Below are 206 nucleotides of genomic sequence, written 5' to 3'. Positions count from 1 at the left end.
GTCGGCCCGGAAGTGCGCGTGGCCATCGCCATGCCGCGCAGTGCCGAAATCATGGTGGCGTTCCTGGCAGTGATGAAAGCCGGTGGCGTGTATGTGCCGCTGGACGTGGAATACCCGCGTGACCGTCTGCTGTACATGATGCAGGACAGCCGTGCGAAGTTGCTGTTGACCCACACGGCGGTGCAGCAGCAACTGCCGGTGGCCGA

At 64.1% G+C, this 206-nt stretch carries 1 protein-coding gene; it reads left to right on the top strand.

The window, feature by feature from the left end; translation table 11 throughout:
• Nucleotides 1-206: AMP-binding protein (locus tag ACW9IR_RS30565; protein WP_457466355.1), on the top strand; the 206-nt coding region annotated here is incomplete at both ends.

Source organism: Pseudomonas sp. SDT291_1_S447, from assembly GCF_054070155.1.
This window is presented reverse-complemented; position numbering and strand designations above follow the sequence as displayed.